Genomic DNA, 25,516 nt, shown 5'->3' with positions numbered 1-25,516 from the left:
CTCCCACCCCGGCGTGGCGAAACCATGTGCAGCGGGACGCGGACGGCCTGTCCGAAGTCCCCTATTGGGCATTTGTTCCCCTCCCAAGGAAAAATGTCCTCGACGGGAGATTGCGTTGGCGCGACGTCTCGCGTCAAGCCCACAAATTTGCCTGAAACTTGAAAGGCGTAGCGCCGACTATGCGACTGAGGCCGCTTTTCTGCGTCCCGTGAAGATGAGCGACAGCACCAGCAGGAGGCAAAGCCCTGAAACGGGCCAGATGACGAGGTTCATGACCGACCAGCCCCATGCCGTGAAGACCTTGCCGGAGGAGAAGGATGACAGGGCAACCGTGCCGAACAGCACGATATCGTGAAACCCCTGCACCTTGTCCGCTTCATGCGGGCGGTAACTTGACGTGATGATGGCGGTCGCGCCGATGAAACCGAAATTCCAGCCAAGCCCGAGCAGAATCAGCGCCGTCCAGAAATTCCACAATTCGATGCCCATGTGGGCGACGATGGCACAGGCCATCAGCACGATGAGGCCGGAAGCGACAATCTTTTCCGCGCCGAACCGGGAAATCAGCATCCCGGTGAAGAAACTCGGGCCGAACATCGCAAGGACGTGCCACTGGATGCCGAGCGTGGCGAGTTCGGTCGGGAAACCGCAGCCGACCACCATGGCAAGCGGTGCGCCGGTCATCATGAAGGTCATCAGCGCATAAGAGCCGATGCCGCAGATCATGCCGGTGACGAAACGCTGCGTGCGGACGATTTCAGAAAGCGGCCTTGCCGATTCAACATGGGTGGCGGCCTTGGGATCGGGCAACTTCAAAAACGCCAGAATGGCGATCGAAACGAGCCCCAATGGCACGAGCGCCATGAAAGCGCCGGCAAAGGTGACCGGCGCCAGCAGGTCCTTGCCGAAGATGGCGAGCTGCGGCCCGACAATGGCGGAGATGATACCGCCCGCAAGTATCCAGGAGATAGCCTTGGGTTTGTAGAAGGACGGCGATGCGTCGGCTGCGGCAAATCGGATCTTCTGCGTAAAGCCGCCGGAAATGCCGATCAGCAGCAGGCCGACGGCAAAAAGCCAGAAATCCGACCGGAAGAGCGCGACCGCAGCAACTCCGCCGCCGATCGAGCACATCAGTGCGCCGACCATGAAGCCAGCCTTGCGGCCGAGGAAACGGGATGCGGCCGCCACGCAGATCGCGCCAAGCGCCACACCGATATTAAACCCGGTAAGCGGTGCGGTCGCCAGCGACTTGTCGGCGCCAAGCAGTTGGTACCCTGCGAGCGCGCCGACGGAAAAGCTCATGGGCGCGGCCGATCCCATGATCGCCTGCGCCATGGTGAGGAGGAAGACGTTGCGCTTCGCCTCGTCCAGTTGACCTTCAAGTCCGGGGACGGAAACGGCGCTCATCTCTTCCTCATCTGCTTTTAGTTCAGCGTTTTGCCTCGCCGCGCACCTGCTTGGCAATGCGGTCAAGAACCGCATTCACCAGCTTCGGCTCGTCATGCTCGAAGAAAGCGCGGGCGATTTCAACATATTCCGTGACAATGACGGCGACCGGCACGTCCTTGCGCTCGAGAATCTCGAAAGTTCCTGCACGCAGGATAGCGCGGACAGTGGCATCGAGTCGCGACAGCGGCCAGTCTTCTAGAAGGGCGGAGCGCACCAGCGGGTCGATCTTCGTCTGGTCACGCACGACGCCCGAGACGATCGAACGGAACCACGACGGGTCGGCCTTGAGATAGGTATCGCCATCGACTTCCTGGCCGAGACGATGCGCTTCATATTCAGCGACGACTTCCATAACGCCGGTTCCGCCGACATCCATCTGATAAAGCGCCTGCACGGCCGCAAGGCGGGCTGCGCCGCGCTGATTGGCGGGCTTTACCGAAGGCTGGCGCGGTTCACCGCCATTTTCCACATTAGACATGCGTTCAGCCACCCAGTTTTTTCTTCAACTCGATCATCGTGAGCGCCGCACGGGCAGCGAAACCACCCTTGTCCTTGTCGGAGCGGCGCACGCGCGCCCAGGCCTGCTCGTCGTTCTCGACGGTGAGGATGCCGTTGCCGATCGGCAGCGATTCGCTGACGGCCAGATCCATCAGGGCGCGGGAAGATTCGTTGGCGACGATATCGAAGTGATAGGTCTCACCACGAATGACCATGCCGAGTGCGACAAAACCGTCATATTCGGTGCCGTCATTGTCGGCGCCATCAAGCGCCATGGCGATGGCGGCCGGGATTTCGAGCGCGCCGGGAACGGTGATGACGTCATAGGTGGCGCCGGCTTCATCGAGCGCGAACTTCGCGCCTTCGAGAAGAGCGTCGGCCATATCATCGTAAAAACGTGCTTCCACGATAAGAAGATGGGGTTTGGACATGTGAGGGTTCCTGGGGATTTTCCCGAAAAGCTTGACGCCGGATCACACCGGCATTTGCGGCGGTCAAACCACGGCTGGCCGTTTTTGGCAAGTAATTTCATGTGTCGGCGGCGCAATCGGCCGCGTTTGCAGGGCATTTGGCCGGGTTTTGCGCTCCCGGTGAATCAGGTTTTCTGAAAGGCAAGATGGACGCCGAGCCCCATCAGCACCGTTCCGGCAGCGCGGCGGGCAAACACCTGCACCGCGCTGGAACGCTTCAAGCGCCCGATCATCGCGCCCGTAAGAAGCACGCCGACGAGATCGGCGGAGGAGAAAATGAAATTGACGGCGATGCCAAGGATCAGGAACTGCAGCCAGACGGGAAAGGCGGCGGCCGGATCGACGAATTGCGGCAGGAAAGCCAGAAAGAACAGCGCTGTCTTCGGGTTGAGTATATCAACGATGATGCTGTCGATGAAGGCGCGGCGTGCCGATTTCGGCTCGATGGTCAGATTGACCGCCTCGCCTTCCATCTTGCTGCGCAACATCGAGAAGCCGAGCCAGACGAGATAAAGCGCGCCACAGAGCTTCACGGCGAGATAGAGCCACGGAACCGCCTGAAACAACACCGAGAGACCGGCCGCAGAGGCGAAGATGTGGACATAGCAGCCGACATGGATGCCGAGCACTGCCATCAACCCGGCAAACCGGCCGCGCGCCATGGTCTGCGCCGCCGCGTAAAGCATGGCCGGACCGGGGATATAGGCGAACAGGGCGGTGGTTATGAAAAAGGCGGTCAGCAGTTCGAAGGAAGGCATGATGTATTTCCCCTACCCCGTTTGGCTCGCGGTCGATTTCAAACGGCCAAAAAGTCCTATAGCGTTTCCAGCTTCATCGGAAGCGGGTGCTTGAGAACAACTGCTATAGGCCGCGATTTCAGGTGTTGGCCACTCCCCTTTTCGTCATTCCGGCCTTGAGCCGGAATCAGTCGACGCGCGTCTGCGCGGCGGGAAAAGTTCTTTCAGCCCAAAGACTTGAGCTGACTGGATTCCGGCTCGAGGCCCGAATGACGGAGGAGGCGTCGGTGCGTCCTCCTCTCCAAAGCATCGTCACATTACGCCGAGGGGAATTCCGCAAGCCGCGCGGCGTAACGCGCCATGGTGTCGACCTCGAAATTGACGAAATCGCCCGGCTGGCGCTCACCCCAGGTGGTGACGGAAAGCGTGTGGCGGATCAACAGCACGTCGAAATCGGTGCCATCAACGGCGTTCACGGTGAGCGATGTGCCGTCGAGCGCCACGGAGCCCTTGGGGGCAACGAATTTCGCCAGATGTTCCGGCGCGCGCAGGCGGATACGCACCGCCTCGCCTTCCGGCTCAACCGACAGGATTTCCGCCTTGCCGTCCACATGGCCGGAGACGATATGACCGCCAAGCTCATCGCCGATCTTGAGCGCCCGCTCCAGATTGACGTGCGTGCCCTTTTGCCAGCTGGCGATCGTCGTCAGGCGCAGCGCCTCTTCCCAGGCCTCGACCTCGTACCAACGCTCATTGCTGCCGTCTTCCGGCAGTCTCGTCACCGTCAGGCAGACGCCGCCATGGGAGATGGACGCGCCCATATCGATGGTCTTGGGGTCGTAATTTGTAGCCACCCGCAGACGCACGCCTTCGGCCAGAGCTTCCAGCTCGGAAACGGTTCCGACGTCGGTGACAATTCCGGTAAACATCAAATCGGCCTTTCATAATTGAAGCAGCGATCCGGCCCGTAGGCGGTTTCACTGATCAGAGCATAGTCGCCCTTGATGTCGGCACGGCTGAGCGGCGTTTCAATGCCGCCCTTGCCGATCACGACGGGGCTTTCAAACAGCATGATACGATCCACCAATCCAGCTTCAAGGAATGATTTTGCGGCAAAAGCGCCGCCTTCAACCAGAAGTTCCGACATGCCGCTTTCGGCAAGGATGTGGAGGAGGTTTTCGAGCGTAGGGGCTTCGAGGATTTCGACGCCGGCGTTGGTCAGGAGTTGGCGGCGGAGGTCGAGGTTACCCCCCTCTGCCCTGCCGGGTATCTCCCCCTCAACGGGGGAGATCGGCAAGGGGCTGTCCGCTCGGTCAAATTGCGCCCTAGACGCACCCTCTCCAGCCGTCGATGCAGGGCGAAGCAGCGCTCCATCGATCTCCCCCCTTGAGGGGGAGATGCCCGGCAGGGCAGAGGGGGGTAAAGCGGCAACCATCACCGGAACTTCCCGCGCAGTCCGCACCAGTTTCGACGCCAATGGCAATTCAAACTGCCGATCCAGCACGATCCGCACAGGCGAGCGGTTTTCCAGACCGGCAATGCGCACGGTCAGCTCAGGATCATCCGCGATAGCGGTCCTGATACCAACGAGAATGCAGTCGCAGCGCGCCCGAAGTTGGTGCACTGCATGGCGTGACTCAGGGCCGGTAATGGCAATCTGCCCCTCACCTTGCCTGCCGATCATTCCGTCAGCAGAAACCGCAAGCTTCAGAATCACATGCGGGCGTTTTTTCACCTGTCTTGTGAGGTAACCGGCGAGCGCCCGTTGGGCTTCGGCACGCAGCAGACCGGTTTCCACCACGATACCAGCATCGCGCAATATCTGATAACCACGGCCGGAGACGCGCTCGTCCGGATCGTCCACCGCGACCACGACACGGGCAACGCCATATTCCACAAGCGCGTTGGCGCAGGGCGGGGTTTTACCCCAGTGTGAACAGGGTTCGAGCGTCACGTAGGCGGTCGCGCCGCGTGCCGTCTCTCCGGCCAGTTCCAGCGCCTGGCGTTCGGCATGGGGGCGTCCGCCGATGGCGGTCACGGCTTCGGCGATGATTTGTCCGTCCTTGACGAGAACACAGCCGACCGAGGGGTTGGTCAGCGTCTGGCCCTGGTGGCGAAGCGAAACCTCGATGGCCCGCGCCATGAACCTTTCGTCATCGGCACGGCTCATCACGTCTATGCTCCAGCGTCGGTATCGCGCGCGATCTTGGCGTTGATTTCGGCAATCACGTTCTCGAAATCCTCGGCATGGCTAAAATCGCGATAGACCGAAGCATAACGAACGAAGGCGACGTCATCGAGGCTTTTCAGTGCTTCCAAAACCTGAAGGCCGATTTCTTCCGAGGGGATTTCCGTCTCGCCGGAGCTTTCGAGGCGACGGGCGATACCCGACACGGCGCGTTCGATCCGGTCACGATCGACCGGTCGCTTGCGCAGCGCGATCTCGAACGAGCGCACCAGCTTTTCGCGGTCGAAAGGAAGCTTGCGGCCGCTTTTCTTGATGACCATCAGCTCGCGCAGTTGCACGCGCTCATAGGTCGTAAAGCGGCCGCCGCAATCCGGGCAGATGCGCCGCCGGCGGATGGAGGTGTTGTCCTCCGCCGGACGCGAGTCCTTGACCTGTGTGTCTTCGGAACCGCAGAATGGGCAGCGCATCGTCTTCTTTCCTTACATGTACGGATACATCGGGAAACGGTCCGTCAGGCCGACGACCTTTTCACGCACCGCAGCCTCGACGGAGGCATTGCCTTCATCCGAATTGGCGACCTTAAGACCATCGAGAACCTCAACGATCAGCTTGCCGATTTCGCGGAATTCCGCTTCCTTGAAACCGCGCGTCGTGCCGGCCGGCGTGCCGAGACGGACACCAGAGGTAACGAAGGGCTTTTCCGGGTCGAAGGGAATGCCGTTCTTGTTGCAGGTGATGTAGGCGCGACCAAGGGCTGCCTCCGCACGCTTGCCGGTGGCGTTCTTCTTGCGAAGGTCGACCAGCATCAGGTGGTTGTCGGTGCCGCCGGAAACGACATCAAGACCGCCTTCAACCAGGGTTTCGGCCAGCGCCTTGGCGTTCTTCACGACCTGTGCGGCATAGTCCTTGAACTCGGGCTTCAGCGCTTCACCGAAGGCAACAGCCTTGGCGGCGATGACGTGCATCAGCGGGCCGCCCTGCAGGCCGGGGAAGACGGCGGAGTTGAACTTCTTCGCCAGATCCTCGTCGTTGGTGAGGATCATGCCGCCACGCGGGCCGCGCAGGGACTTGTGCGTCGTCGTGGTCGCGACGTGGCAGTGCGGGAATGGCGACGGGTGCTGGTCACCAGCCACTAGACCGGCGATGTGAGCCATGTCGACCATGAGGTAAGCGCCGACTTCGTCAGCGATTTCGCGGAAGCGCTTCCAGTCCCACACGCGCGAATAGGCGGTGCCGCCGGCGAGAATGAGCTTCGGCTTATGTTCTTTGGCCTTGCGCTCCACTTCGTCCATATCGAGCAGGTTATCGCCTTCGCGCACGCCGTAGGACACGACGTTGAACCACTTGCCGGACATGTTGACCGGGGAACCATGCGTCAGGTGACCTCCCGAATTCAGATCGAGACCCATGAAGGTGTCGCCCGGCTGCAGCAGCGCGAGGAACACGGCCTGGTTCATCTGCGAGCCGGAATTCGGCTGAACGTTGGCGAAGTTGACGCCGAACAGCTTCTTGGCGCGTTCGATGGCGAGTTCTTCAGCAATGTCGACGAACTGGCAGCCGCCGTAATAACGCTTGCCCGGATAACCTTCCGCATATTTGTTCGTCATGATCGAACCCTGTGCTTCGAGCACGGCACGGGAGACGATGTTTTCCGAGGCAATCAGTTCGATCTCGTGGCGCTGGCGGCCCAGTTCCTTCTCGATCGCGCCGAAAATTTCCGGATCGACATCGGCAAGCGGACTGGAGAAGAAAGCATCTGTGTTCGACATGGTGAAGGCTCCTGAAACAGTAATGCGATGGCGTCTTAGCGCCCTGCCCGAACAAGAGCAATACGGAGAGCGAGATTTGCCCGTCAAACTGCGACGTCGCGACGAAAAGTGGCAGTTGTTTTTATGAAAGCAGCGATGAGAGGAGAAAAAGCCGCACGCAGCGGGAGGATCAGACTTGTGAGGAAAGGCGACAAGCTTTGCTCCCGTCATGCCGGACTAGATCCGGCATCCAGCCACGGCGCGTCTGCGCCGTGAAAGGACTCTCTCGCGATCAAGGACTTGATCGCACTGGACCCCGGATCAGGTCCGGGGTGACGGCGTATGAGGCTACGCCGTACTCGGCGAAGCGCGGCCTTCATTCGTGATAAGAAACTGACAGCAATGCCCGATCAGTTGCGCGGCAGCAGATCGTCGTCCACGGCACCGGCAGGCTGTTCCATGCCCGCCGTCGTGTTCAGCGCCAGTTCGGCATTGCCGTCCTTGCCGTAGATATCGTCGCGGAACTGAACCACGCCGTCCTTCGCCGACCATGCGGTGATGTAGACGAAGTAGACGGGCACTTCCTGTGCGAGCTTGATCGGCGTGTTGACGCGCGAGGCGATGACGCGTTCCATTTCCTGGCGCGACCAGCCGGGCGTGTCGCGCAGCAGCCATGACGTCAGGTCGCGCACGTTCTGCACGCGGACGCAACCGGAGGACTCGAAGCGCATCAGCTTGTTGAACAGGCCCTGCTGCGGCGTGTCGTGCATGTATTCGTTGTTCGGATTGTGGAAGTTGATCTTCGTCGAGGACATGGCGTTGATCTTGCCGGGGTCCTGGCGAAACATCAGGTTCGGCGCTTTCGGCGCGAACCAGTCGACCGTGGTCGGCGAGACTTCCTGTCCCTTGCCGTCGATAAGGCGGATATTGTTCCGCTCCAGATAGGTCGGGTCCTTCTGCATCAGCGGCACGATGTCCTTTTCGACGATCGAGCGCGGTGCGGTCCAATAGGGGTTGAGGATGACTTCGTAAATCTTCGAATTGATAACGTGCGTCGGACGGCTGGCGCGGCCGACAACGGCAGTGTTGCGCAGCACGACGCGTTCGTTTTCAACGGCTTCAATGGCGGCGGCCGGAATGTTCACCATCAGGTGACGCTGACCGAGATCGCCGGACATGGACTGGATGCGCACGAGGTTGGTCTGCAGCTGCGCGAGACGGATCTGCGCGGACACATTGAGAGCCTTGGTGGTATATTCGCCGCTGACGCCGTCAGCCGGAAGGCCATGACGGGCCTGGAAACGCTTCAGCGCGCCATCGACATAGGAGTCGAAGGCGCTGGAAATGCCGGCTTCACGCGGCAGGTCGCCCGATACCATCAGTCGCTGGCGCAGTGCCTGAACGGAGGGATCGGAGACGCCGATCTGCAGACGCTGCTGCGACGCCGGAACTTCCGGCCAGCCGCCATTCTGCACGATCTGCTGATATTGCATGATCGCCTGCTGCATATAGACGGGGGCTTCGCGGCCGAGGACCGGATTGTTGGAAACGACGCCCACAGCCGAACGCGACGTATTGGCGTCGAACTGGTCATCCCAGTTGCCGCGGCGCGAGGAACCCATGAGATCGTTAAGCGCGTCCTGCGCCAAGGCCGGCGCAGCGAGCGCGGCGACACCAGCGGAAACGGCCGAGCGCAGAAGCGTGCGGCGCGATACGGAATTGGAAACGGATGTCTTTGTCATTCTACCTACCAGCCACTCTATTCGGCATTCTCTATAATGCCTAAATCAATATGATTAACAAACACGTACAACGTGCCTGCCGGCCTGGAATACTCGACACCCATCGCCTGGGCGCTATTGTCTGGCAGAACGGTCGGGACTTGCCGCGACAGCAGGAGAAACAGCCGGCTCCTCAAGCTTTGCGGGTCCCATATCAATATGGCCAATTCGTGTCACGGGCCATTTCTCACGAAGCTGTGTATGCCCCACAAAACAGGGTTCCTACGAGCTTTGCAGGTTGGGCTTGACATGAAGAAACGGCAGAGATGTAGCCGCCGAATCCGCAGGCCGGGAGCAAGAATGCCCCCGGCCTAAACAGTGAAACCGTCGCGGCATTACAGGCGGTAAGCGATCGAGTCGTTCCAGAAGCGATCGAGGCGCTGCAGCAGCTTGTTCATTTCGGAGAACTCACCGGTGCCGATGCCGCCGACCTTTTCGATCGAGCCGACGTGGCGTTCATAAAGGCGGGCAACCGTTTCGGCGATTTCCTGGCCCTTTTCGGTCAGGCTGATGCGAACCGAGCGGCGATCGACGCGAGAGCGCTGGTGGTTGATGAGACCAAGGTCGACCAGCTTCTTGACGTTGTAGGAAACGTTTGAGCCGAGATAATAACCACGCGAACGAAGCTCGCCGGCGGTCAGTTCAGAATTGCCGATGTTGAACAGCAGCAGGGCCTGAACGGCGTTGACGTCATCGCGACCCTGGCGGTCGAACTCATCCTTGATGACATCGAGGAGACGGCGGTGGAGACGTTCCACCAGATGCAGCGACTCCATGTAGAGCGAGCGGATGGTATCTTCATGTGCATCGGCAACAACGGCCTGGGGCTTAACTTTGCTATTGATCATGACTGCCTCACTGTTTTGTTTGGCGGTGTGTTTGTTTGTCTCCCGCCTTGAGTGAGAACCTAATCAATGCGCATAAAATTCTACTTAAAAGCTACGATTAACAAATGGTTACCTGCATTTTGCCTGGAGGCCCCAACTTGTGGCGAAGCGGGAATGCCTGACAGGCGATCGTTATAAATCAATGGGTTAGATATGAAATTCGGCCGCAAATCAGGCCGAATTGCTTTATTCTTATGGTAAATCAATTCTTGCCCGTTCTTCATTCTGCCGCTGATCCAGCCAGAAAGCGACCAGGAATAGTATATAAATGGTTGCCACGAGACCGTGCATGACGGGCACCAGCGTGTTGGCGCCGAAGATGTGGGGCCACACCTTGTACATCGCGATCTGCGTGCCCGCGCCCATCACCCACATGACAGCGCCCCAGGAGGCGCCGAGCCAAAGGCCGAGGGCGGCGACCGGGAAAATGACGGCAAGCGCGCTGCCGGCCACACGCCAGGGCAGGTTCAGCATATCGAACCTGCCGTGACCGCCCAGAGAATAGCCCGTCAGCATTGCCCAATATTGCAGCCCGAACCAGAAACACGAAACCGCGACCAGCCTCATGAAGACCAGAAACAGGATTTCAGTGAGCGGGCGCTTCGGCAGAGGTTGAGAATCAGGTTCCATGGCCGGAAGATACGGTCTCGACGAACGGGCGACCAGCCCATACTGAATTCCGCCGCCTGCCTTGTCAAAGCATCATCGTCATTGCCGGACGGCAATGAGGGAAGATTGTCGCATTCGCATGCGCCGCGCTTCATGGTATGCAGCCTTCCAAATTTGATCGAAGGACATTCTGACATGCAGGACAAAACCCACCTGGTCGACGAAATCACCGGCCATCGCCGCATGCGTCGCAATCGCAAGGCGGATTGGACGCGCCGTCTGGTACAGGAAAGCCGCCTCACTGTGGACGACCTGATCTGGCCGGTCTTCATCGTGCCGGGCAGCAATATTCTGGAGCCCATTCCGGCGATGCCTGGCGTCAACCGTATGAGCATCGACAGACTGGTCGAAGCGGCGAAGGAAGCCGCCGATCTCGGCATTCCGGCAATCGCCACCTTCCCGAATGTCGAGATGGAATTGCGGGACGAGACCGGCTCGAACGCGCTTGAGGCCAATAACCTCATCAATCAGGCGACTGCCGCCGTCAAGAAAGCCGTTCCCAATATTGGCATGATCACCGACGTGGCGCTCGACCCATTCACCAGCCACGGGCATGACGGCATTCTGCGCGGCAACGAGATCGTCAACGATGAGACCGTGGAACAGGTCGTCAAGGCGGCGATCCTGCAGGCGGAAGCCGGATCGGACATTATTTCTCCTTCTGAGATGATGGACGGCCGTATCGGCGCCATCCGCCGCGGCCTTGATGCGGCCGGGCACCAGAATGTCGGGATCATGGCCTATGCGACAAAGTTCTCATCCGGCTATTACGGCCCCTATCGCGAGGCGATTTCCACCGCCGGCCTGCTGAAGGGCGACAAGGCAAGCTACTACATCAGCCCTGCCAACGGCATGGAGGCCATCCGCGACGCGGCGCTCGATGTGGAAGAAGGCGCGGACATGCTGATGGTCAAGCCCGGCCTGCCCTATCTCGACATCTGCTGGCGGCTGAAGGAGAATTTCGGCCTGCCGACCTTTGCCTATCAGGTCTCCGGCGAATATACCCAGATCAAGGCTGCGGCGATGAACGGCTGGATCGACGGCGAGCGGGTGATGATGGAAACGCTTCTCTGTTTCAAGCGTGCAGGTTGCGACGGCATTCTGACTTATTTCGCCATCGAAGCCGCACGCAAACTCAACAGGGGCTAAGGCCAGCGCTTATTGTATTCGGTGGTTCCTTACCCATATTGTTGCTGACACGGCACTCATGCCGAGCTGTCAGTTCTTTCAGGAGAAAACGACCGATGAGCCTCGACCAGAACCCCACCTATGCCGCACCGGATGACTGGCGCGCCTATAGCGGCGTCCTGAGCCGGCGGGTCTTCGCGTTCCTGATCGATTACGCAATCGTTCTCCTCCTGTGCATCCCGGCCGCCGTGATTGTCTTCTTTCTTGGCGTGATCACGCTGGGTCTCGGCTTCTTCCTCTACCCGGCGCTGTTCGTCATTGTGGCAGTACTCTATTTTGGCATGACGCTCGGAGGCCCGTCGCAGGCGACCCCCGGTATGCGGGCGATGGGGATTGCGATGGCGCGCATGGACGGGCGGCGAATCGATTTCCTGCTGTCCACCGTTCACATCGTGCTTTTCTGGATCATCAACTCGGTTTTGACGCCGCTGATCCTGCTTGCCGGCCTGTTTACGGAGCGCTCGCGCCTCGTTCACGACTTCCTGCTCGGCACCGTCATCGTCAGAACACGCTAATATTACGGAAAGCCACGGAAACGTGGCTTTCACCCCGCCAAATACCTCATCCCGCAGTTGACGTTTTCCGTCATTTTGCCATTCTGTGACATTATGCATGTCGCTTGAAGCGCCGCCGTCAGCCCCGTGAAATCGCGGCGCGCTTTATAACAGACGCAGGAGGCGATCACGGTTCGATGAACACGCAGGCGACGCCCTCTCCACAATTCTATCTTACGGCGCCGGCCACCTGCCCCTATCTGCCGAACCAGATGGAGCGGAAGGTCTTCACCCATCTGGTTGGCCCGCGCGCCTCGGAAATGAACGACCTTCTGACCCAGGGCGGTTTCAGGCGCTCGCAGAACATCGCTTATCGTCCGGCCTGCGAAAACTGCCGCGCCTGCGTTTCCGTGCGGATCCTGACCGAGCAGTTTCAACCGACGAAATCGATGCGACGCGTTCTTGCCGCCAACAAAGATGTCGTCGCCACGGTGCATGCGGCCGAACCCTCCACCGAACAATTCGCCCTGTTTCGCCGCTACCTCGACCACCGCCACCAGTCTGGCGGCATGTCCGACATGTCGGCTCTGGATTATGCGATCATGGTGGAAGACACACATGTGAACACCCGCATCATCGAATACCGCGTCCGCGAGCCCGGCTCCGGCATCGATTCCAGCAAACGCGGCGAGCTTCTGGCCGTGGCGCTCAGCGACGTGATGAGCGACGGCCTGTCGATGGTCTATTCCTTCTTCAATCCGGAACTCGAGAAGCGCTCGCTTGGCACCTACATGATCATCGATCATATCACCCGCACCCACGCGCTCGGCCTGCCACACGTCTATCTCGGCTATTGGGTCGATGGCTCCGAAAAGATGGGCTATAAGACCCGCTACCACCCGCAGGAGCATCTGACGCCGCGCGGGTGGGAGGTTTATACGCCGGAAGATAAGTAACCCGCGTTTGGAAGTGTCATACCGAGAACCTCCGGAAATCGTACATTGTGTACGAATTTCAGCCATGTTATAACCACTGTTATAACAGGAGTTACTACCATGAACATTACGATCCGCAAAATCGGCAATTCCGAAGGCATCCTCATTCCGAAGGAAGTTCTGGATCGCATGGGTCTCAAGGCCGGCGACGCGCTGGAACTCAGAGAAACTGCCGGCAATATCGAACTCATTCCCGAGCATGCGGAAATGAGAGAACAGCTTGAAGCCGCCCGGCGTGGTATGAAAAAATACCATAAAGCTCTGAGAGAACTCGCTAAGTGAGCAATATAAAGTGGCTCTCCCGTGTCGCCATCGAAGTTATACATCAAGAGCAATTAGCCGAACATGGTGGCTTGCCGGGCCTTAAGGATGAAAACGCACTCGAGGCAGCTTTGGCGCGTCCATTGCACAAAGCTGCCTATGGAGAAGAGGAACCGCTGAAAATCGCCGCCGCTTATCTTTACGGTATAGCGCGCAACCATCCCTTTTCCGACGGTAACAAACGGACCGCTTTTCTTGCCGCCTACACCTTCCTTTTTATCAACCGACTTGAAGTCGTTGCCGAACAAGCGGAGATCGTGGCTTTTGTTCTTGATGTCGCGGCAGGTGAGATCGATGAGGACGGCGCATATCTGTTCCTCAAGGACCACGTCATCCCACTCGAATAGACAGAAACGCCGCACATCTTTCCGATGCGCGGCGCTTCATCGATAACCTGTCAATACCAGGCGGCTTTACCCACCAAATTTCCCGCTGCGCGGAAAGCCCTTCGGCACGGTGCGGCCTGCCGTTGCACGGTCGGCCAACCATTCGCGCAGTTCTTCACCCACCTTGTTGAAGAGACGCCCGGCCGTGTCGGACCAAGACAAGCCTTCGGCAAGCGCGAAACATTTCACATCCACGACGCCGCCATCCTTGTAACGCTGCAGGCGCACGCCCTTGCCGCGCGACATTTCCGGGACCTGAGCCAGCGGGAACGCCAGGAGCTTGCGGTTTTCGCCGACGACCGCGACGTGGTCGCCGGTAACGGGAACCGCCAGCTTGGCCTCATCGGGCATGGATACGTTCATGATCTGCTTGCCCTTGCGGGTATTCGCGACCATTTCGCTTTCCGCCACGACGAAGCCGTTCCCGGCCGTCGAAACGAGCAGCAGCTTGCGCGACGGATCATGCACGAAGGCGGTGAGGACATCCTGATCGTTTTCCATATCGACCATGATGCGGATCGGCTCGCCATGGCCGCGTCCGCCCGGCAGCTTGTCGGCGCCGAGCGTATAGGCCTTGCCGCCCGTCGTCAGCAGCAGGAGCTTGTCGGTCGTCTGCGCCGGGAAGGCAAGCTTTGGACCGTCGCCTTCCTTGAAGGTCAGGGTCGAGGTGTCGGACATGTGACCCTTCAGCGCCCGGATCCAGCCCTTCTGCGAGATAACGATGGTGACCGGTTCCTTCTCGATCATCGCCTGCTGAATGGCCTCGATATCGGCATCCGGAGCGTCGGCAAACTGCGTGCGACGGCGGCCGAGTTCGGTCGCCTTGGCATATTTCTTTTTGACCTCGCCGATTTCCCAGGCGATGGTCTGCCACTGTTTGTCATCAGAGGCGATCAGCGCTTCGATCTCGGCCTTCTCATTCGTCAGTTCGTCGAATTCCTTGCGGATTTCGAATTCCTCGAGCTTGCGCAGGTTGCGCAGCCGCATGTTGAGGATGGATTCGGCCTGCAGGTCCGTCAGCGACCATTTCGCCATCATCACCTGTTTCGGCTCATCCTCCTCGCGGATGATGCGGATCACCTCATCAAGATTAAGATAAGCGACGAGCAGGCCGCCCAGAATTTCCAGTCTGCGATCAATTGCCGCCAGACGATGGCGCGAGCGGCGGACCAGCACGTCCTTGCGGTGCGCCAGCCACTCCGTCAGCACCTCGTTCAGCGCCATCACCTTCGGCACCTTGCCGAGCGACAGCACGTTCATGTTGAGCGGCAGGCGGCTTTCAAGATCGGAGAGACGGAAGAGCGATTCCATCAACAGCGTCGCATCGACGGTGCGGCTCTTTGGCACCAGAACGATACGCACATCCTCGGCGGATTCGTCTCTGACATCCTCCAGAAGCGGCAGCTTGCGGGCAATCAGCAGCTCGGCGATTTTCTCGATCAGCCGCGATTTCTGCACCTGGAACGGAATTTCGGTGATGACGATCTGATAACCGCCACGGCCCAGATCTTCCGTTTCCCACTTGGCGCGCACGCGGAAACCGCCACGTCCCGTCTTGTAGGCATCGAGAATATTCTCGCGGCTTTCAACGATCACGCCGCCGGTCGGCAGGTCGGGACCGGGAATGAATTCCACCAGCTTTTCAACGGTCGCATCGGGATGCTTGATGAGGTAAAGCGCCGCGTCACACAGTTCATGCGCATTGTGCGGCGGGATCGACGTCGCCATGCCCACAGCGATGCCGGAAGCACCATTCGCCAGCAGATTGGGGAAAGCGCCGGGCAATACCACGGGCTCGGAATTGGATTCGTCATAGGTGTCGCGGAAATCGACCGCGTCTTCCCCGATACCCTCCAGCAGAAGCTCGGCCACCGCCGTCATCTTGCTTTCGGTGTAACGCATGGCGGCGGGGCTATCACCGTCAATGTTACCGAAGTTCCCCTGCCCGTCGACCAGCGGATAACGCAGCGAGAAATCCTGCGCCAGACGCGCCAGCGCATCATAGATCGCCTGGTCGCCGTGAGGGTGATAGTTACCCATCACCTCACCGACAATCTTGGCACATTTGCGGAAGGCGGAATTGGGTCTCAGGCCCATTTCGCTCATCGCATAGACAATGCGGCGATGGACCGGCTTCAGGCCGTCGCGAACATCCGGCAGCGCACGATGCATGATCGTGGACAAGGCGTAAGCGAGGTAGCGCTCTTCGAGCGCTGCCTTCAAATCGACCGGATGAATATTATCGTCTCCGCCGGACGGAGGTACAAGATTTTTTCCCATGGTGCTTGACTAGCGGAAATGGCGATTCCCGGCAAGAAACACAGGGGTCGCGGCTGTGGATGAAACCATCCCTTCCATGCGGTTTTTTGTTAACCGCGCTGCAAATGCCGCAATGCCGCCGTCATGGGAATCGATCTAAATACCCTAGACCTTTGATTATCAGCGAATATAAGTATCACCATTAGCATTAAGGCTCGGTTTGCAGCCGTACGTTGAGGGAAGAAACATCATGAGACTGAAATCCACCCGGCAGGTTCTTTTTGCGAGCGCCGCGCTTCTTGCCCTTTCCGCGCCGGCTTTCGCGCTGGATGGTGGGGATGTGCTGAAGAAGATCAATGCGGCCTATGCCGCGCAGGGCGGTCAAATTGATGCAGGCTCCGTCGCCGTCAACGGCTCGACGGTGACGCTGAACGACGTGACCCTCAGTGCCGCTGCCGACCCGGCCAAGAAAATCCCGGTTGGCAATATCACGCTTGATGGCGTCGAGGAAAACAACGGCGGCTACAAGATCAAGAACGCCCGCTTCGACAATATCGACTACAAGCAGGACAAGGTCGAGATCAAGGCCAGCGACATCTACATGTCCGGCCTCGTCATCCCCGCTGATGCCACCACCGGCACGGTCGATGCGCTGATGTTCTACGACGAAGCCCATAGCGGCCCGATTACTGTTTCCGTCGACGGCAAGCAGGCTTTCTCGCTTGAGGAAACCAGCGCGACGATGTCGGTCAGCGACGACAAGAACTCGATCGGCTTTGACCTCGACGCCTCCGGCTTCAAGGCCGACCTCAGCGACGTCACCGACCCCGCCACCAAGGATGCAATCGAAAAACTGAAGCTGCAGGCGCTTTCCGGCGACATGACCATGAGCGGCAGCTGGGAAGTGGCTTCCGGGACTGTCGATGTCGAGGAATACGCGATCGACCTCGATGATGTCGGCCGCCTGAACATGTCGTTCGGTTTTTCCGGCTATACGCTCGCCTTCATCAAGTCGATGCAGGAAACGGTGAAGGCGCAGGCTGCCAACCCGAACAAGGAACAGGCAGACCAGGCCGCGAGCCTTGCCATGCTCGGCCTGATGCAGCAACTCTCCTTCGTCAACGCCGAGATCAGCTTCGAAGACGCCAGCATCACCAAGCGCGCGATCGATTATGCAGCGAACCAGCAGGGTATGACGGGCGACCAGCTTGCACAGACCATCAAGGGCATGGCGCCGATCATGATGGCCTCGCTCAACGTTCCCGAATTGCAGAACATGGTGTCGGCGGCGATCAACACCTATATCGACGATCCGAAGAACTTCTCGATCACGGCAGCGCCGGAAAAGCCGGTCCCCTTCCCCATGATCATGGGCGCTGCCATGGGCGCGCCGAACACCCTGCCAAAAATGCTCGGCGTCACGGTGACGGCAAACGAATAAGACCACATACGCAAAACGCAGAGGCCCCGGTCATCGAACCGGGGCTTTTCTTTTGGGCAACTCTCTACGGTGGAGACGGCGTCATATCTCCTGCACGGGGAGTAGAGTTGACCGGTAAAAGCTAGAGTTTCAGCCGCTCGCGAAAGAAGACCAGCGCTACGGTGACACCGGTCGCGACACCCACGATCACGTCGATGAAGCGGACAAGGCCGGCAACCTGCGGCCCCATGAGGAGCACGAGCATGGCGGAAGCACCAGCCTGTATCGGTACGACTGGCGGCAGGCCGAACATGGAGGCGAGGATCATGGCGATGAAGGTCGCCGAGGCCAGCCTGATTTCGGCGAAATCATGCGGAACCAGGAGGGCTATTTCCCCGACGAGAATGCCGACGGTGACGCCCACCATCAAGCCGAGGCCCTGACGAACATGGCTTGGAATTCCCGGCGCCAGACAGATGAGCGCGCTGATCGCCGCGAAGACGGGTTGCGGATGGCCTAGCCAGCGATGCGCGACCCAGAACGCAAAAGCGGCCGCAAGTGCGGCCGCCAATGCACGGGTGAAGGCTGCGCGAACACGGTCGAGCAGCGTCTTCAACACGATCAGTCTTTCTTGGACGGAACGACGCGCAGCGCCAGTTCGCGAAGCTGCGTCGGCGTTGCCGGCGACGGCGCGTTCATCAGGAGGTCCTGCGCCTGCTGGTTCATCGGGAACAGCGTGATTTCGCGCAGGTTCTTCGCACCGACCAGCAGCATGACCACACGGTCGATACCGAAAGCGCAACCGCCATGCGGAGGCGCGCCATACTGGAAGGCGCGGTAGAGACCGCCGAAGCGCTCTTCAACGTCGGTCTGCGACAGGCCAACCTTTTCGAAAGCCTTGACCATCAACTCGGGCGACTGGTTACGGATCGAACCGGAGGCGATTTCGAAGCCGTTGCAGACGGCGTCATACTGGAAGGCCTTGATGGAGAGCGGGTCCTGCCCTTCCAGCGCTTCCAGACCACCCTGCGGCATGGAGAAGGGGTTGTGGGCGAAGTCGATCTTCTTTTCTTCTTCGTTGTATTCGAAGAAGGGGAAGTCGACGATCCAGCACATTTCGAAGCGGTCGCGATCGATCAGGTTCAGTTCATCGGCAGCGCGGGTGCGCGCCTCACCGGCAAACTTGTAGAACTTGGCGGGATCACCGGCGACGAAGAAGCAGGCATCACCTGCCTCGAGGCCGAGCTGCTGACGCAACGCCTCGGTGCGTTCCTCGCCAATGTTCTTGGCGAGCGGACCGGAACCGCCGACCTTGCCGTCTTCTTCCTTCCAGAAGATGTAACCGAGGCCGGGCTGACCCTGAGACTGCGCCCAGGCGTTCATGCGGTCGCAGAATGCGCGCGAACCGCCGGTCTTGGCCGGAATTGCCCAGACCTGAACCTTCGGGTTGGAGGCGATCATGTTCGCGAAGACCTTGAAACCCGAACCATCGAAATGCTCGGTCACGGCCTGCATGACGATCGGGTTGCGCAGGTCCGGCTTGTCGGAGCCGTATTTGCGGATCGCTTCATCATAGGGAATGCGCGGCCACTCTTTGGTGACAGGCTTGCCTTCGGCAAACTTTTCGAAGACGGCAGTCATCATCGGCTCCATCGTGGTCCAGACATCTTCCTGGGTCACGAAGCTCATTTCGACGTCGAGCTGGTAGAATTCGCCCGGCAGGCGGTCGGCGCGCGGGTCTTCATCGCGGAAGCACGGCGCGATCTGGAAGTAACGGTCGAAACCCGCCACCATCAGAAGCTGCTTGTACTGCTGCGGCGCCTGCGGCAGCGCGAAGAACTTGCCCTCATGAATACGCGACGGCACGAGGAAGTCGCGTGCACCTTCCGGCGAGGAGGCCGTGAGGATCGGCGTCGTATATTCGGCAAAGCCGGCATCGGCCATGCCGGTGCGCATGGCGGAGATGATCTGCGTGCGCTTGACAATGTTCTTGTGCAGCGTTTCGCGGCGCAGGTCGAGGAAGCGGTACTTCAGGCGAACGTCTTCCGGATAGTCAGGCTCACCGAAGACCGGCAGCGGCAGTTCCTTGGCGACGCCGAGAACCTCGATCTCCTGAGCGTAAAGTTCGATCTCGCCGGTCGCCATGCCCTTGTTGACGGTGTCTTCCGAACGCGCCTTGACGAGGCCGTCGATGCGGATGACCCATTCGCCGCGCACGGTTTCCGCAACCTTGAAAGCCGGGCTGTCGGGATCGGCAACCACCTGGGTGATGCCGTAATGGTCGCGAAGGTCGATGAAGAGAACGCCGCCATGATCTCGCACGCGATGAACCCAACCGGAAAGGCGAACGGTTTCGCCGACGTCGGACTTGCGGAGAGCGGCACAGGTGTGGCTGCGGTAACGATGCATTTTTTTATCCTGGAACGTGTCGTGGGCCCGTTGGAGGCCAGATGGGCGGCACTGTCGAAATTTGCCGGAAAAGCGCATGGCCAGCCTGATTTGTCAAGGCAAAGCGCAACAATGTCGCCTTCAGCCTGTCCTTTCCCCCGCCTTGGCTTTAGATAGTGCATATTCAGCCCGCCAAACCGAGTCGGCCCGCAATGAGCCAGATCAGACCCCTCATCCCGCTTCTCGTCACCGCCGGCATCCTGATCGGCGGCAACGGCCTGCAGGGAACCTATATTGCCCTGCGCGGCATCTCCGAAGGTTTTTCCGCCAGCACCATCGGCGTCATCAGCGCCGCCTACAGCATCGGATTCGCACTCGGCTGCATTTCGGTGACGCGGCTTCTGCGAAAGATCGGCCATATCAGAACATTTGCCACCATGGCAGCGGTCGCCTCGGCCGCTTCCATCGCCATGCCGCTCATCATCCACCCGCTATTCTGGATGCTGATGCGTTTCGTCATCGGCATTGCCGTCGCCTGTCTTTTTGCGGCCATCGAAAGCTGGATCAATGCCCAGGTGACGAATTCCAATCGCGCGCGCACGCTTTCCATCTATCGTTTCGTCGATCTCGGCTCCGTGACGCTGGCGCAATATGTCATTGCCGTGATGGGTGTCGAAGGCCCGGTGGTGTTTTCGCTGATCGCGATAGCGCTCGTGCTGTCTCTGGTGCCGATCTCGCTTGCCGACAAATCCAACCCTGCCCCGCCGAAGCAGATTCCCTTCGACCTTTTCGCCGTCTGGCGCATTTCCCCGCTTGCCGTCGTCGGTTGCGTGGCAGTCGGCCTCAGCATGGCGGCCTTCCGCAACATTGGCCCGATCTATGCCGAACAGATCGGCTTTTCCGTTACCGCCATCGCCACCTTCATGAGTGCGGGCATTATTGGCGGTGTGGTGCTGCAATATCCGCTTGGCGTTTATTCCGACCGTTATGAGCGGCGCATCATCATTCTCGCCACCACGGCCGCCTCTGTCATCGTCGGGCTGTTTCTCGCTTTCTTCGCCGGCACGGACGAGTGGAGCAATATCATCGGCGTCTTCATCTTCGGCGCCTTCGCCCTGCCGCTTTATTCGCTGAGTTCGGCGCATGGCAACGACCACGCCAGGGAAGGCGAACATGCGATGATGTCAGCCGGACTGCTGTTCTTCTGGTCGGTGGGCGCAACCGTGGGGCCGCTTCTCGCCTCCGTCCTGATCGATCAGTTCGGTCCGAAGGCGCTGTTCAGCTATACCGCCGCGATCCAGATCGTTTTCATCGCCTACACCATATATCGGCTGCAGGTGCGCGAGGGCGTTCCGCTTGAGGAGAGGAACTGGCGGTTCAGTTCGCTGTTGCGCACCTCGGCCTATTTCCAGAAGCTCGCCGCACCCACACCACCTAAAAAGAATGGGTCGGAGCCCAATCCGCCGGAGAAAAACGATCGTTAGGCCTTCAAAAACGGGCTTTGTATTGACATGCGCCCGGCAAAGGGAAAGTAAGACGGATAATTTTCACGAGTGGCCATTTGCAATGATTGAAACGACTGCCGCCCTCGCCGAGGCCTGCACGGAACTGGCGAAATCGGAATTCATCACCATCGACACCGAATTTTTGCGGGAAACCACCTTCTGGCCGGAACTCTGCCTCGTGCAGATGGCAAGCCCGACTCTCGAGGTGCTGGTCGATCCGCTGGCGAAGGGCCTCGATCTTACGCCGCTTTTCGAGTTGATGGCCAATCCCGACGTCGTGAAGGTTTTCCACGCGGCGCGACAGGACATCGAAATCATCTACCATCTCGGCGGGCTTATTCCGCATCCGATCTTCGACACGCAGGTCGCCGCCATGGTCTGCGGTTTCGGCGATTCGATCTCCTACGACCAGCTGGTGCAGAAGATCAAAAACGTGCAGATCGACAAATCCTCCCGTTTCACCGACTGGAGCCGCCGCCCGCTGACCGAAAAGCAGCTGGATTACGCGCTGGCCGACGTGACCCATCTGCGGGATGTCTATCTCTCGCTGAAAGCCCAGCTCGAGCGTGAAGGCCGCTCGCTGTGGCTGACCGAAGAGATGGATATTCTCGAGTCTCGCGACACGTATGACATGCATCCCGACGATGCCTGGCTGCGGCTGAAATCGCGCCTGCGCAAGCCGACCGAGCTTGCCATCCTCAAATTCATCGCCGCCTGGCGCGAGCGGGAGGCGCGCTCCCGCAACGTGCCTCGCTCGCGCGTGCTGAAAGACGATGCGATCTTCGAAATCGCCCAGCAGCAGCCAAAGGATGCCGAGGCGCTGTCGCGGCTTCGCACCATTCCCAAGGGCTGGGAACGCTCCGCGTCCGGCAACGCCATCGTCGAGACGGTGAATGCGGCGCTGGCGCTGCCGAAAGAAGAAATGCCGAAGGCACCGCGTCACAGCCACGCGCCGGAAGGTTCGGGCGCTGCCGTGGAACTGTTGAAGGTTCTGCTGAAGCTGACGGCTGATAAGCACGGCGTCGCCGCCAAGGTCATCGCCAATAGCGACGATCTGGACAAGATTGCCGCCGAGGGCGAAAAGGCAACGGTGGCGGCACTGACCGGTTGGCGGCGGGAGCTTTTCGGCAATGTGGCGCTGAAGCTCATCAATGGTGAGGTCGCCCTGCGTTTTGCCGGCAAGAAGGTCGAAGCTGTAGAGGTTGCGGCGAACGAGTCGTAACCCTCGCTCTTTCCGCGACCTTCTCATACCGCGTATCGCCTCATTCGCTAGCGCTGCATCTGAATGGCGCTGGCCGAACACCCGAATCGCCGACAGCGCGTCGGGCGACAAAATCGGTGAAGCCATCGACTATACGATATCAACTTAGGCGGGGTGCGGGCCCCGTCCGTTGCGGCAACCGGGCAACAGGCTTTCCGATCCTTTATGCAACCTTACCGATTGCTCACTTTTTCCAGCGCTTTTTCCACATTAATGTCGCATATGACCTGAACAGAAGCTTTGCCCGCAAGGAGCGACGGGCCTGCCCTTCCCGAGATCAAGAATCGACATGAGAAAATTGCTGCCCATTCTGGATTACGTGGTGCTCTTCGTTGCCGTGGCCGGCAGCGGCGTGGCCTACGCCTTCCTGGAATATGGCGGTGGCGCGCTCATCGGCGCGACCTATGCGCTGTTTGCCTGCGCGCCAATCCTCGCCTTCGAGCGCGGTTACATCATGCCCGGCCTGTCGCGGCAGGTCAGCGCCCTGCCGACACCGGTTTACATTGCCGTCGGTCTTGTCATCTATGCCGTTCTCGTCTTCTGCGGCTTCGGGCTGGGCGGCACGATCCTGTGGCTGAGCGGCATCTTTCCCGGCACCTGGAAACGCGCCGTTCATGCCGAAGTACAGACGCTGGTCTTCACGCTCATCGTCTGCGGCATCATCGTCTTCATCATGCGTGTGCGTGAACTTCTTGGCCGCGATATCTTCATCGACCTCATTCTCGGGCGCTATCGCAGACCGGTGAGCGAAGACCGCGTCTTCATCTTCATAGACCTTGTAGGCTCAACCTCCTTCGCCGAAACCCATGGCGACCTGAAGGCACAGGAATTTCTGGGCGAAATCTTCGCGAGCTATGCCGCACCGGTCAGGAAACACGGCGGCGTCATCGACGATTACATCGGCGACGCCGCGATCATCACCTGGCCATACCATAGGGCGATACGGCGCGCGGCCTGCGTGCGCTGCGTTTTCGATATTCAGGCGACCATCGAGGAAAAGCGCGACATGTGGCTTTCCCGCTTCGGTGAAGTGCCGCGCCTGCGCTTCGCCATTCATGGCGGACCCGTCATCACTGCGGAAATCGGCGTAGACCATCACAAGATCACCTATTTCGGCGATACGGTGAACACGACCTCCAGACTCGAATCGCTGAGCAAGATGCTCGGCCATCCCGTGCTGATTTCCGCCGACCTCGCCCATCAGCTGGTGCTTCCCAAGGGCGTGCGCAGCGAATATCTCGGCGAGCACGCGGTCAAGGGCCGTGGTCAGACGCTCGGTGTCTGCACGCTCAGCCAGTATCAGGCCCCCGCCGCTTAGGGCGGAGCAACGTCGCCGTCACCTTTGCCAGCGGCCGCCGTCATCAAAATTCATCAAAGCTTCAAACGGCAATCACCTCTCTGTCATGTGCTGCCCCTATCGCGTCAATCCTGTCTTCAACAGGTACTGAGAGGGGTCTCAACATGAAGCACGTTCTTTTCGCCTCTTGCGCGGTTCTCGCGCTCGCTTCCGCATCGCAGGCAGCGGAAAAGGAGTTTCCGGCAAAGCTGGTTTCACATGCCATTCTGCCGGCCAACACCATCATCGCCGCGCCTGCCGATGCGCCGGCACATCTCAAGACCTCCGCCAAATTCACCACAGCCGACCGCAAGCGCGCCGAAGGCCTCGGCACCGTGCCCGGCAAGGACGGCGTGCGGCTGACGGGCCTTTCCATGCCGTTCAACGGCCAGCCCATGCAGGGCTTTTCCGGCATCAAGGCCATGCCGGACGGCAGCTTCTGGAGCCTTTCCGACAACGGTTTCGGCTCCAAGCTCAATTCGAGCGACGCCATGCTGATGCTTCACCATCTGAAGTTCGACTGGGAAGCCGACAAGGTCAATGCGCTTGAAACCGTGTTTCTCTCCGACCCTGACATGAAATCGCCCTTCCCCATCGTTCTGGAAGGCACGGAAAAGCGCTACCTGACGGGCGCCGATTTCGATGTCGAATCCATTCAGCCTGTTGCCGACGGTTTCTGGGTGGGTGAGGAATTCGGTCCTTACATCCTGAAATTCACCCGCGACGGCAAGCTGACCGATGTGATCTCCACCAAGGCCGGCGATATCGAGGTGAAGTCTCCCGACCATCCGGCTCTCGCACTGCCTGGCAACCCGACTCAGAAAATGCCCGCTTTCAACCTGAAACGCTCCGGGGGTTATGAAGGCATGGCGCTCTCCAAGGACGGCTCAAAGCTCTACGGCCTTCTCGAAGGACCGCTTTATATGGCGGACGGGCAGGTAGAAAAGACCGAAGACGGCGCGACCGCGCTGCGCATCATCGAACGGGACACCGCCAGGAAAGAGTGGACCGGTCGCAGCTGGCTTTATCCGCTGGCGGAAGGCGGCGAGGCGATCGGTGACTTCAACATGCTGGACGAGACCACTGCCCTCGTCATCGAACGCGACAACGGCGCCGGCACGGCCGACAAGGCCTGCGCCGACCCGAAGGCTCCCACCGCGGACTGCTTCGCCCGCCCAGCCAAGGTCAAGCGCATCTACAAGATCGAATTCAACGACGCCAATGTCGGCAAGGCCGCCCGCAAGATCGGCTACATCGACCTGATGAAGATCTCCGACCCTGATAACAAGAAGCGCCAGGGCGGCGGCAATGGTTTTTACGACATGCCTTTCGTCACCATCGAGAATGTCGACCGCGTCGATGCCACGCATATCATCGTCGGCAATGACAACAACCTGCCTTTCTCTGCCGGGCGGGCGCTGGACAAGGCTGATGACAACGAATTCGTTCTGCTTGAGGTCAAGGACCTGCTCGAGGCGAAGTGAGGCCACGGCTGCCGTCATTTGCATTGACGGTCACCAATGATCCGGACGGAGC

The 25,516-nt window shown here is 59.6% G+C and carries 24 protein-coding genes; 10 read left to right on the top strand and 14 right to left on the bottom strand.

What is annotated here, in order from left to right:
• Positions 1-177 precede the first annotated feature (177 nt).
• The 11 genes from EGT36_RS12595 to EGT36_RS12545 form a co-directional block, all read right to left on the bottom strand.
• The gene (locus EGT36_RS12595) at positions 178-1,407 is read right to left on the bottom strand and encodes an MFS transporter (RefSeq protein ID WP_037089005.1); all 1,230 of its coding nucleotides are present in this window, start codon (positions 1,405-1,407) and stop codon (positions 178-180) included.
• Between the two features lie 22 nt (positions 1,408-1,429).
• Entirely contained in the window at positions 1,430-1,927 is a 498-nt protein-coding gene (gene nusB, locus EGT36_RS12590; protein WP_004441180.1) for a transcription antitermination factor NusB, read from the bottom strand.
• A gap of 4 nt (positions 1,928-1,931) precedes the next feature.
• Positions 1,932-2,378 (bottom strand): 6,7-dimethyl-8-ribityllumazine synthase, encoded by a 447-nt coding sequence (gene ribH, locus EGT36_RS12585; RefSeq protein WP_004441178.1) that lies wholly within the window; start codon positions 2,376-2,378, stop codon positions 1,932-1,934.
• 164 nt (positions 2,379-2,542) lie between these two features.
• On the bottom strand, positions 2,543-3,175 hold the full coding sequence (locus EGT36_RS12580) for a LysE family translocator (protein WP_125270442.1): 633 nt from the start codon (positions 3,173-3,175) through the stop codon (positions 2,543-2,545).
• 296 nt (positions 3,176-3,471) lie between these two features.
• Positions 3,472-4,083: a riboflavin synthase gene (locus EGT36_RS12575; protein WP_037089001.1), complete on the bottom strand. Its 612-nt coding sequence runs from the start codon at positions 4,081-4,083 to the stop codon at positions 3,472-3,474.
• A complete protein-coding gene (ribD, locus tag EGT36_RS12570; protein WP_037088999.1) occupies positions 4,083-5,327 on the bottom strand; it encodes a bifunctional diaminohydroxyphosphoribosylaminopyrimidine deaminase/5-amino-6-(5-phosphoribosylamino)uracil reductase RibD in 1,245 nt (414 codons plus the stop codon). The genes EGT36_RS12575 and ribD overlap by 1 nt, the downstream gene beginning before the upstream one ends.
• Before the next feature lie 2 nt (positions 5,328-5,329).
• A complete protein-coding gene (gene nrdR / locus EGT36_RS12565) occupies positions 5,330-5,809 on the bottom strand; it encodes a transcriptional regulator NrdR (RefSeq protein WP_003512508.1) in 480 nt (159 codons plus the stop codon).
• Positions 5,810-5,821: 12 nt separating this feature from the next.
• Positions 5,822-7,111: a serine hydroxymethyltransferase gene (gene glyA, locus EGT36_RS12560; RefSeq protein ID WP_004441171.1), complete on the bottom strand. Its 1,290-nt coding sequence runs from the start codon at positions 7,109-7,111 to the stop codon at positions 5,822-5,824.
• A 389-nt stretch (positions 7,112-7,500) separates the two neighbouring features.
• Positions 7,501-8,832, bottom strand: a complete 1,332-nt coding sequence (locus EGT36_RS12555; RefSeq protein WP_004441170.1) for a L,D-transpeptidase family protein — start codon at positions 8,830-8,832, stop codon at positions 7,501-7,503.
• Between the two features lie 374 nt (positions 8,833-9,206).
• Positions 9,207-9,716, bottom strand: a complete 510-nt coding sequence (gene ldtR / locus EGT36_RS12550; protein ID WP_026363448.1) for a transcriptional regulator LdtR — start codon at positions 9,714-9,716, stop codon at positions 9,207-9,209.
• 234 nt (positions 9,717-9,950) lie between these two features.
• Positions 9,951-10,388 (bottom strand): DUF6163 family protein, encoded by a 438-nt coding sequence (locus EGT36_RS12545; RefSeq protein ID WP_006700200.1) that lies wholly within the window; start codon positions 10,386-10,388, stop codon positions 9,951-9,953.
• A 174-nt stretch (positions 10,389-10,562) separates the two neighbouring features.
• Here EGT36_RS12545 and hemB point away from each other — a divergent pair, with 174 nt between their 5' ends.
• The 5 genes from hemB (at position 10,563) to EGT36_RS12520 (ending at position 13,772) form a co-directional block, all read left to right on the top strand.
• On the top strand, positions 10,563-11,576 hold the full coding sequence (hemB, locus tag EGT36_RS12540) for a porphobilinogen synthase (protein ID WP_022555980.1): 1,014 nt from the start codon (positions 10,563-10,565) through the stop codon (positions 11,574-11,576).
• Positions 11,577-11,671: 95 nt separating this feature from the next.
• Positions 11,672-12,130, top strand: a complete 459-nt coding sequence (locus EGT36_RS12535) for an RDD family protein (protein ID WP_022555979.1) — start codon at positions 11,672-11,674, stop codon at positions 12,128-12,130.
• Positions 12,131-12,306: 176 nt separating this feature from the next.
• Positions 12,307-13,065, top strand: a complete 759-nt coding sequence (locus EGT36_RS12530; RefSeq protein ID WP_006700197.1) for an arginyltransferase — start codon at positions 12,307-12,309, stop codon at positions 13,063-13,065.
• A gap of 99 nt (positions 13,066-13,164) precedes the next feature.
• Positions 13,165-13,386 (top strand): AbrB/MazE/SpoVT family DNA-binding domain-containing protein, encoded by a 222-nt coding sequence (locus EGT36_RS12525; RefSeq protein WP_004441162.1) that lies wholly within the window; start codon positions 13,165-13,167, stop codon positions 13,384-13,386.
• Positions 13,383-13,772 (top strand): type II toxin-antitoxin system death-on-curing family toxin, encoded by a 390-nt coding sequence (locus EGT36_RS12520; RefSeq protein WP_037088993.1) that lies wholly within the window; start codon positions 13,383-13,385, stop codon positions 13,770-13,772. Before EGT36_RS12525 ends, EGT36_RS12520 begins: the two co-directional genes overlap by 4 nt.
• A gap of 66 nt (positions 13,773-13,838) precedes the next feature.
• Here EGT36_RS12520 and parC read toward each other — a convergent pair whose 3' ends face one another.
• Positions 13,839-16,091, bottom strand: a complete 2,253-nt coding sequence (gene parC, locus EGT36_RS12515; RefSeq protein ID WP_037088992.1) for a DNA topoisomerase IV subunit A — start codon at positions 16,089-16,091, stop codon at positions 13,839-13,841.
• Between the two features lie 229 nt (positions 16,092-16,320).
• Between parC and EGT36_RS12510 the strand changes: the two genes are divergently transcribed.
• Positions 16,321-17,511 carry an aq_1923 C-terminal domain gene (locus tag EGT36_RS12510; protein WP_037088991.1) on the top strand — a complete coding sequence of 397 codons (1,191 nt, stop codon included), beginning with the start codon at positions 16,321-16,323 and terminating at the stop codon, positions 17,509-17,511.
• A gap of 121 nt (positions 17,512-17,632) precedes the next feature.
• Here the strand turns inward: EGT36_RS12510 and EGT36_RS12505 are convergent, their stop codons facing one another.
• Both EGT36_RS12505 and aspS read right to left on the bottom strand, forming a co-directional pair.
• Positions 17,633-18,109, bottom strand: a complete 477-nt coding sequence (locus EGT36_RS12505) for an FUSC family protein (RefSeq protein ID WP_022555974.1) — start codon at positions 18,107-18,109, stop codon at positions 17,633-17,635.
• Positions 18,110-18,111: 2 nt separating this feature from the next.
• On the bottom strand, positions 18,112-19,899 hold the full coding sequence (gene aspS / locus EGT36_RS12500; protein ID WP_004441151.1) for an aspartate--tRNA ligase: 1,788 nt from the start codon (positions 19,897-19,899) through the stop codon (positions 18,112-18,114).
• 191 nt (positions 19,900-20,090) lie between these two features.
• Here aspS and EGT36_RS12495 point away from each other — a divergent pair, with 191 nt between their 5' ends.
• The 4 genes from EGT36_RS12495 to EGT36_RS12480 all read left to right on the top strand — a co-directional run bounded on the left by EGT36_RS12495 (position 20,091) and on the right by EGT36_RS12480 (position 25,464).
• Positions 20,091-21,362, top strand: a complete 1,272-nt coding sequence (locus EGT36_RS12495) for an MFS transporter (RefSeq protein WP_037088989.1) — start codon at positions 20,091-20,093, stop codon at positions 21,360-21,362.
• A gap of 82 nt (positions 21,363-21,444) precedes the next feature.
• Complete coding sequence (rnd, locus tag EGT36_RS12490) at positions 21,445-22,605, top strand: ribonuclease D (protein ID WP_037088987.1); 1,161 nt, start codon at positions 21,445-21,447, stop codon at positions 22,603-22,605.
• Positions 22,606-22,933: 328 nt separating this feature from the next.
• Positions 22,934-23,962, top strand: a complete 1,029-nt coding sequence (locus EGT36_RS12485; RefSeq protein WP_004441145.1) for an adenylate/guanylate cyclase domain-containing protein — start codon at positions 22,934-22,936, stop codon at positions 23,960-23,962.
• A gap of 143 nt (positions 23,963-24,105) precedes the next feature.
• On the top strand, positions 24,106-25,464 hold the full coding sequence (locus tag EGT36_RS12480) for an esterase-like activity of phytase family protein (protein WP_037088984.1): 1,359 nt from the start codon (positions 24,106-24,108) through the stop codon (positions 25,462-25,464).
• The last annotated feature ends 52 nt before the right edge of the window (positions 25,465-25,516 follow it).

It is taken from the genome of Agrobacterium sp. FDAARGOS_525, assembly GCF_003938925.1.
GTDB lineage: Bacteria > Pseudomonadota > Alphaproteobacteria > Rhizobiales > Rhizobiaceae > Agrobacterium > Agrobacterium pusense.
This window is presented reverse-complemented; position numbering and strand designations above follow the sequence as displayed.

What these genes read in the sequence shown, in the direction of transcription:
- EGT36_RS12595 (WP_037089005.1), bottom strand. Translation starts at nt 1,407, where the DNA reads ATGAGCGCCGTTTCCGTCCCCGGACTTGAAGGTCAACTGGACGAGGCG.
- nusB (WP_004441180.1), bottom strand. Translation starts at nt 1,927, where the DNA reads ATGTCTAATGTGGAAAATGGCGGTGAACCGCGCCAGCCTTCGGTAAAG.
- ribH (WP_004441178.1), bottom strand. Translation starts at nt 2,378, where the DNA reads ATGTCCAAACCCCATCTTCTTATCGTGGAAGCACGTTTTTACGATGAT.
- EGT36_RS12580 (WP_125270442.1), bottom strand. Translation starts at nt 3,175, where the DNA reads ATGCCTTCCTTCGAACTGCTGACCGCCTTTTTCATAACCACCGCCCTG.
- EGT36_RS12575 (WP_037089001.1), bottom strand. Translation starts at nt 4,083, where the DNA reads ATGTTTACCGGAATTGTCACCGACGTCGGAACCGTTTCCGAGCTGGAA.
- nrdR (WP_003512508.1), bottom strand. Translation starts at nt 5,809, where the DNA reads ATGCGCTGCCCATTCTGCGGTTCCGAAGACACACAGGTCAAGGACTCG.
- glyA (WP_004441171.1), bottom strand. Translation starts at nt 7,111, where the DNA reads ATGTCGAACACAGATGCTTTCTTCTCCAGTCCGCTTGCCGATGTCGAT.
- EGT36_RS12555 (WP_004441170.1), bottom strand. Translation starts at nt 8,832, where the DNA reads ATGACAAAGACATCCGTTTCCAATTCCGTATCGCGCCGCACGCTTCTG.
- EGT36_RS12545 (WP_006700200.1), bottom strand. Translation starts at nt 10,388, where the DNA reads ATGGAACCTGATTCTCAACCTCTGCCGAAGCGCCCGCTCACTGAAATC.
- hemB (WP_022555980.1), top strand. Translation starts at nt 10,563, where the DNA reads ATGCAGGACAAAACCCACCTGGTCGACGAAATCACCGGCCATCGCCGC.
- EGT36_RS12535 (WP_022555979.1), top strand. Translation starts at nt 11,672, where the DNA reads ATGAGCCTCGACCAGAACCCCACCTATGCCGCACCGGATGACTGGCGC.
- EGT36_RS12530 (WP_006700197.1), top strand. Translation starts at nt 12,307, where the DNA reads ATGAACACGCAGGCGACGCCCTCTCCACAATTCTATCTTACGGCGCCG.
- EGT36_RS12525 (WP_004441162.1), top strand. Translation starts at nt 13,165, where the DNA reads ATGAACATTACGATCCGCAAAATCGGCAATTCCGAAGGCATCCTCATT.
- parC (WP_037088992.1), bottom strand. Translation starts at nt 16,091, where the DNA reads ATGGGAAAAAATCTTGTACCTCCGTCCGGCGGAGACGATAATATTCAT.
- EGT36_RS12510 (WP_037088991.1), top strand. Translation starts at nt 16,321, where the DNA reads ATGAGACTGAAATCCACCCGGCAGGTTCTTTTTGCGAGCGCCGCGCTT.
- aspS (WP_004441151.1), bottom strand. Translation starts at nt 19,899, where the DNA reads ATGCATCGTTACCGCAGCCACACCTGTGCCGCTCTCCGCAAGTCCGAC.
- EGT36_RS12495 (WP_037088989.1), top strand. Translation starts at nt 20,091, where the DNA reads ATGAGCCAGATCAGACCCCTCATCCCGCTTCTCGTCACCGCCGGCATC.
- rnd (WP_037088987.1), top strand. Translation starts at nt 21,445, where the DNA reads ATGATTGAAACGACTGCCGCCCTCGCCGAGGCCTGCACGGAACTGGCG.
- EGT36_RS12485 (WP_004441145.1), top strand. Translation starts at nt 22,934, where the DNA reads ATGAGAAAATTGCTGCCCATTCTGGATTACGTGGTGCTCTTCGTTGCC.
- EGT36_RS12480 (WP_037088984.1), top strand. Translation starts at nt 24,106, where the DNA reads ATGAAGCACGTTCTTTTCGCCTCTTGCGCGGTTCTCGCGCTCGCTTCC.